Origin of the sequence: Coprococcus sp. ART55/1, from assembly GCF_000210595.1 — a bacterium.
GTDB classification, from domain to species: Bacteria; Bacillota; Clostridia; order Lachnospirales; family Lachnospiraceae; genus Coprococcus; species Coprococcus aceti.
In genome coordinates, this window is sequence record NC_021018.1 from 2989801 (window position 1) to 2995776 (window position 5976).

The following is a 5976-nucleotide window of genomic DNA, read 5'->3' on the forward strand; positions in this document are numbered from 1 at the left end:
TCTCGTCATACAGAGGATATATCTGTCCACGTTTCAGTGCCTTATAGAGATACTCCGACTTGTACATATGCCCCCATACATCATTTCCCGATGGTTCAGTCACTACGTTCTTAAAGTGTATGACTCCAACCGCTGCCAGTGCGGCAAGGACAACCACACCAAGAGCGAAATAAATATTAAGTTTTCTCCTGCTGAGTTTATCCTTTTCTGTCATTTGGTCTCGTCATTTTCCTTTATATCTTTGAGTATCCTGTCAGTTATGGAGTTTATCGTCTGCATCTCCTCCGTGTAACTATCGTCGATAAGACTTACCACATACGACATCGATGGGGACTCGCTGATCTCCATCATGAGAAATATCCAACCGTTTCTGTTCAATATCTTCGTTAGTTCTTCCTTGAAATACTCACATATATTCTCAAGTGTCGGATTGATCATATCAAACGGCGGAACATCGTTTAACGTCTTGTCCTGGTATGCACTTAAAAACTCCTCAACCCTGTGTTCAAGATGGTGAAACTTGACAGTCTCATCACGTCCCTTGACAACATTTATCACAATCTCCCATGTGTGGGGATGTATTTCTCCCATGACTCCATTTTTGTATATGCCATGTCTGGCATTCAGATAGAATTTGAATTTATACTGTCTGAACCTCATATAATTCACCTCTCAAAACATTTGAACTCAACATCATTTGAATTTGTTCTCATCTGCAGCCGCCTTACCAGTTCGCAAGGTCCAGCAATCTGTCCTTCTCATGGTAAAATGTATTTCTTGGATTTTCCGTGGATACAACTTCTCTGAGTACAGTCTCCAGCTCCGCTCCTTTAGAAAACGCCTCCCATTTGGACAGCATTTCCTCTCTCGTCTTTTCAGCTGCTGCAAGATCCGTCTTGTACATGATCACCACGAAATATCCCTTTGAAAGTTCCGCTGTAACATGATTTTTTCCCATGGAACCCTTTATAAAGTCCATGATCCTGAAAATGGCATCCCGTGAGAAATACCTGTCTCCCATCCTGACGCGAATGAACATAAAAGTGATCGGAAAAAGTTCAGTATCCGAAGATTTCGACAACAGCGTGTCAACTATCTCCAAATCATAGTAACCTTCCCTCTTTATCTCCGTCTTATCGAAATCCCTGTTTCTGAGTTCTTCCTCGTACTGGTCTGTCAGTCTTTCATACTCATCAAACTTTTCATTCCGCTCTGTAAGATTGGACTGCAGCGCAATAACTTTTCTTCCCTCATGTCCAATCCTCCCTGCAAATTCAATTAATATACATCCAAACACCAGTATCGTAGCTATAACGGCTGTCACAATGTAGAATTCCATATTTGAGGTTCCATACTCCTCAAGAACATAATCTTTGTCTGTAAATACACCACACACATACTCTGTTCCAGACACAGACGCCTCACTGACTATTCCGCCCAAATCTTCCATATAGAGTTCAAATTCCGCCTTAGATGATATATTCTCCAGATTCTTTGTTGTATCATCATCCTTCATATACAGCACTCTGCCATCTTTGAGAATGAATCCCCACGTAGTTCCGGATACCGGCACAGAATGTCTTATGAAATGTATCATCGCATCCTCCGATTTCCCAGCCAGCCCATCTGCAATAATCTGCGCTGTGCTGTCCTGTTCATTCTTAAACGAATGTACAACATTGTCCCTGTTGTCCATGATATGGTATCCATAATATATGATCTCAAGCAAAGTGGTGACCAAAACAACTACAAATGCTGCCACCAGTCTTCCCCTGTACGTTTTTTTATTTTCTTTTCTCTTCTCTGTATTTTTATCTGTAGATCTGTCCATCATCTGGTCTCCTCATGTGCACCTGCCAGCTCATCCTCAGGATAGTTGACAAATCTGCGTACCTTATCTAGTCCGTGTGTAAACCGCAGAAAATCGCTCCTTACTACGCCCACTGCCGTATCCCTTTCATCTGAAAAAGTCTGCATCTTCCAGCTGCCCTTTGACTTCATGGAATTTATTATTCCGGCAAACCTGAACCAGAATACAACAAAATTGTAAAGTGGCAGCAGAAATATCAGATAAATTTTTCGCACATAGTATCTTCTAAGCTTTTTAAAGGGCTTTAAAAACAGGCTTATACATATATAAAGAAGTGCTGTGGTAAAAACATACAGCATGTACATAATGATGACCGACTGTATGATAAGACTAAATGGGTAATTCACAAATCCCAGACATATTAGTGCGAAGTACCATATCATTCGCGGAAATGCAAATGTATGATCAAACATGACAAGTCTAACTATGAAATCCGAGAAAAATCCCCTGACCACATTCATTCTGTTCTTCATGAACATATGGACAACCTCTATCTCCCCACGCTGCCATCTCTGCCTCTGGATATACAATCTGTTCACGTCTTCTATCGGATCAACGTAAAATATCGCCTCACTGCAGAGAACCACACTTTCACCAAGCACATCTCTTATCTGAAATGTTACGTGTGTGTCCTCGCACACTGTATCCGTATTGTACATATTGGTTCTCATGATGGTGGAACGTCTGAACGCTGAAAAAGCACCGGAAAGTGTAAATATGTTGTTGAATTCTGACTGAAAGTTTCTTCCGGCAAGAAAAGCCTGGGCATACTCAAAAAACTCAAGTTTTCTGAGCAGGCGAAGTCCGAATCCCTTTGTCTCGTCTATCATCTCAGGATTTGTCATGATTGTACCCGTCATACAGTCAATATCAGCGTTTCTCTCAAACTTTACGACCATATTTCTTATGGCATCCCTCTGCAGAACACCGTCACTGTCTATATGGATCACATATTTGCCAAAGCTGTTGAAAAGCCCAAGGTTCAGTGCCTTAGACTTGCCCTGCTTTGAATTTACCCAGTTCATGGTAAGTTCCGGAAACTCCTCCTGACACTCGCAGAACACTTCAAAGCTTCTGTCTGTACTCATGTTGTTGACGACAAGTATATATATCTTATCATTTGGGTAACTTGAATCATTAATTGACTTGATACACCGTCTAAGACTGTGCTCTTGATTGTACACCGGTATTATCATGGTTATCTCAGGTGAAAAGTTTACTGCCTTCTCCTTATGTGACACTATCTTTTTCTTTATCAGTATCACAAAGTTGCCTATGGTCGGAATGATCTCCATAACTATAGGTATGATGACCCAGGCTGCCCAGAATATAATAGAACTATGAAATATCTGCATTATGTGCGTCAAACTTAAAACCTCCAACCTTCTGTCTTATTATCTGCGACTTTGTAAATACAAAGAAATATAGTGCAACCGTGCATGCATAGAACACAAGACGCCCTATTATCGTATGGGCAATGAAGTATGAACTTTCTCCAAACATATATATTATGAGGCAGATCACAAATATCCTGAGTACATTTGACACAAATATCGCAAATCCTCCCACTACGCTGAGCACGCTTTTCTCATATGTGTGATACAAAGGAAAAAACCACAGGAGCGCCAAAAATGCCAGTATCTCTATGATGCCTGAGCACTCATAGTCTATATACATTGAAAGGTTTGTATCCCCTGTGGATATAAATATTACATTTTTGTTGAAATAAGACTCGTATATTCCAGTCATATCCCCAAACATCCCTGCCACTGCGGATACTGCTTTTTGCAGTGGGGCAAGAATGACCGGCTCAACCAGTATAAGCATGTATATAAAGAGACCCACACTGCCTGCAATGAAATACCAGAATTCGAGTTTGCCACGTTTTAGAACCGTAAGCACATATATCCATATAATAAACGTTACGATCAACAGTATGTTCATCCTGTGTTCTGTCTCCTTTTCACATAGTAATTTTATTATACGAGGGTTTACCTCTTCTTTCTTCTGCACACAAACACTCCGCCTGTTGCAAGTGCCATCGCCATAGCTGCCCCTGCCCACGGACCTGTCGGAGTTCCGGTTATAGTTACGCCCTGCGCGCCGATATTAGGGTTGGACACTGTGATAGTCGCCCCCTGATCAATGTTTATACCCAGATAATCAGCCAGTTTCTTCATTGATATTGAAAACTCTATCTCATCACCCTTTCCCGTCTCAGTGTGTGCTGCATCATAAACCGTAAATGCCACATCGCCATCTATATCTGTATAGTAACCTGCGAACACACCAAAATTCCTGTATATTCCCTCACCTAGATTATACATCTGTCCCGACCAGTTGATCGAACCATCTGAATTCACAGGTAATACATTGAGCACACACTGTTTACCATCTACTGTAATGTTCCAGAACTGGAACTGCATCTGTGATGTGTACAGGTCATTCATGGAAAAATGCACATACAGCCTGTCGCCATCTATCGCAATCTGTCCCTTGTGAACCGAATAGCCATTGTTGCTGTTATATGTTATATCAGCAGATGGATACTGACTCCATTCACCGTAATATCCATCTATGGCAAGCCCTGTTGTGACAGGTCCACTTGAATTGCTCTTTGCCGCATCTGTCTGGGTTGCAACTGCATCATCCGCAAATGCCTGTATTCTGCCGCCCATAATAGAAAAAACTATAAAAATAACAGCGAAAGAAACAGCCATAACGCCTCTGTTCAAATGTTTCTTATACGATTCTCTTTTCTTCATACTCATCACGCCTCATCTCTGTAGTATATTTTCATTGCTCAATTTATATATGTATATATTTCATCTATATCAGCTAAGTCCTGTCATACTCTCAAGTTTCAATATATCATCAAATATCTTCTGATAATTTCTGTTGCTTGTATCCATGTTCATGGTCGGCAGCAGCATCCTGTCAGATACCTGATACACACATAGCGGATTCTCAGATATATCAAGCTGGTATAACTCCATACCACTTTTCATAAACTGTTTTCGCAATTTCTCGTAGAAGTAGTCGCCTATTGTCTCAAGGGTATTACCACATCCCTCAAACTCAGGAAGTTCATTAAGATACCGTCCCCTATACTGATCTATAAATGACGAGATGATTGCTTCCAACTTAAAAAAGGGAATATCCTCTTTACTATCCTTCATACCTATATAAGTGACAACTGTAAATGAGTGTCCATGTATCATCGTTATGTCGCCATTAAAACTATGTTTTGCATTAAAGTAGGTTCTGTATATATAGTAGTTAAACAACCATACCCCTCCCGACCATAAACTTCTATTTCAACTTAATAAGACTCATTCTTATCATCTCTAAATTATAAGTACATCATTGTGATATATCAATGATGAAAAATCGCCAAAATTATGGCTATTTTATGAACATATTGTGACTTTATGTATAACAAGGACATTTCAACCGATTGCGCTATTCATATTTTATTATCTATTTGATCGTTATTGATTGTATAATCACAAAATCCGTCAAATAGTCATAATGTGAATGGCCGCACAAAAAAAAGATCCCATCCATATGAATGAGATCTTTTTACATTTGTCTATAAATCCTATCTACATTATAGCTCTGACATTGTCATTTATGCCGCAAGCAGTTTCTCAACACTTACAAGCTTTACACAGAGAACAAATATCTCTGTTGCCTGCTGCATCTCCTCCGGTGTAGGGAATGAAGGTGCGATTCTGATGTTGCTGTCCTTTGGATCGTTGTGGTATGGGAATGTTGCTCCTGCGCCTGTGAGGATAACTCCTGCCTCCTTGCACTTGGCAACTATAGCCTTTGCACAGCCTTCCATAGCGTCAAATGATATGAAATATCCGCCGAGAGGCTTGATCCATGAACCAATTCCAAGTCCATCAAGCTCCTCCTCAAGAACTTTGAGAGTTGTTTCAAACTTTGGTCTCATGAAATCAGCATGCTTCTTCATATGCTCCTTGAGTCCATCAAGGTTCTTGAAGTATCTTGCATGTCTGAGCTGATTTACCTTATCGTTTCCTATGGTCTGTATTGTGTAATGCTTCTTGGCATCCTCAAGATTTGCATGTGATGTAGCC

7 protein-coding genes and 1 pseudogene are annotated in these 5976 nt (G+C 40.4%); all 8 read right to left on the minus strand.

The genetic code is table 11. The annotated features are described in order from the left end of the window. On the minus strand, positions 1–214 hold a 214-nt coding region (locus CCU_RS13440; protein ID WP_208896301.1), incomplete at its 3' end, for a hypothetical protein. Next, positions 211–660, minus strand: coding sequence for a 6-carboxytetrahydropterin synthase (locus CCU_RS13445; RefSeq protein WP_015535025.1), 450 nt, complete (start codon positions 658–660; stop codon positions 211–213). The genes CCU_RS13445 and CCU_RS13440, both read right to left, overlap by 4 nt. A 64-nt stretch (positions 661–724) precedes the next feature. Continuing rightward, a complete protein-coding gene (locus tag CCU_RS13450) occupies positions 725–1831 on the minus strand; it encodes a hypothetical protein (protein ID WP_015535026.1) in 1107 nt (368 codons plus the stop codon). Continuing rightward, entirely contained in the window at positions 1831–3237 is a 1407-nt protein-coding gene (locus CCU_RS13455; RefSeq protein WP_022216359.1) for a TIGR03111 family XrtG-associated glycosyltransferase, read from the minus strand. Before CCU_RS13455 ends, CCU_RS13450 begins: the two co-directional genes overlap by 1 nt. After that, positions 3209–3814 carry an exosortase family protein XrtG gene (gene xrtG / locus CCU_RS13460; RefSeq protein WP_015535028.1) on the minus strand — a complete coding sequence of 202 codons (606 nt, stop codon included), beginning with the start codon at positions 3812–3814 and terminating at the stop codon, positions 3209–3211. The genes CCU_RS13455 and xrtG overlap by 29 nt, the downstream gene beginning before the upstream one ends. 47 nt (positions 3815–3861) lie before the next feature. After that, positions 3862–4635 (minus strand): Firmicu-CTERM sorting domain-containing protein, encoded by a 774-nt coding sequence (locus tag CCU_RS13465; protein ID WP_015535029.1) that lies wholly within the window; start codon positions 4633–4635, stop codon positions 3862–3864. A gap of 69 nt (positions 4636–4704) precedes the next feature. Next, on the minus strand, positions 4705–5157 hold the full coding sequence (locus tag CCU_RS13470; RefSeq protein WP_208896302.1) for a 6-carboxytetrahydropterin synthase: 453 nt from the start codon (positions 5155–5157) through the stop codon (positions 4705–4707). A 344-nt stretch (positions 5158–5501) separates the two neighbouring features. After that, positions 5502–5976: pseudogene (locus tag CCU_RS13475) on the minus strand (aminotransferase); the annotation flags it as partial.

Bases quoted from the DNA above. Each gene is read 5' to 3' on its own strand.
- xrtG (WP_015535028.1), bottom strand. From the start codon at position 3,814: ATGAACATACTGTTGATCGTAACGTTTATTATATGGATATATGTGCTT.
- CCU_RS13445 (WP_015535025.1), bottom strand. From the start codon at position 660: ATGAGGTTCAGACAGTATAAATTCAAATTCTATCTGAATGCCAGACAT.
- CCU_RS13465 (WP_015535029.1), bottom strand. From the start codon at position 4,635: ATGAAGAAAAGAGAATCGTATAAGAAACATTTGAACAGAGGCGTTATG.
- CCU_RS13450 (WP_015535026.1), bottom strand. From the start codon at position 1,831: ATGGACAGATCTACAGATAAAAATACAGAGAAGAGAAAAGAAAATAAA.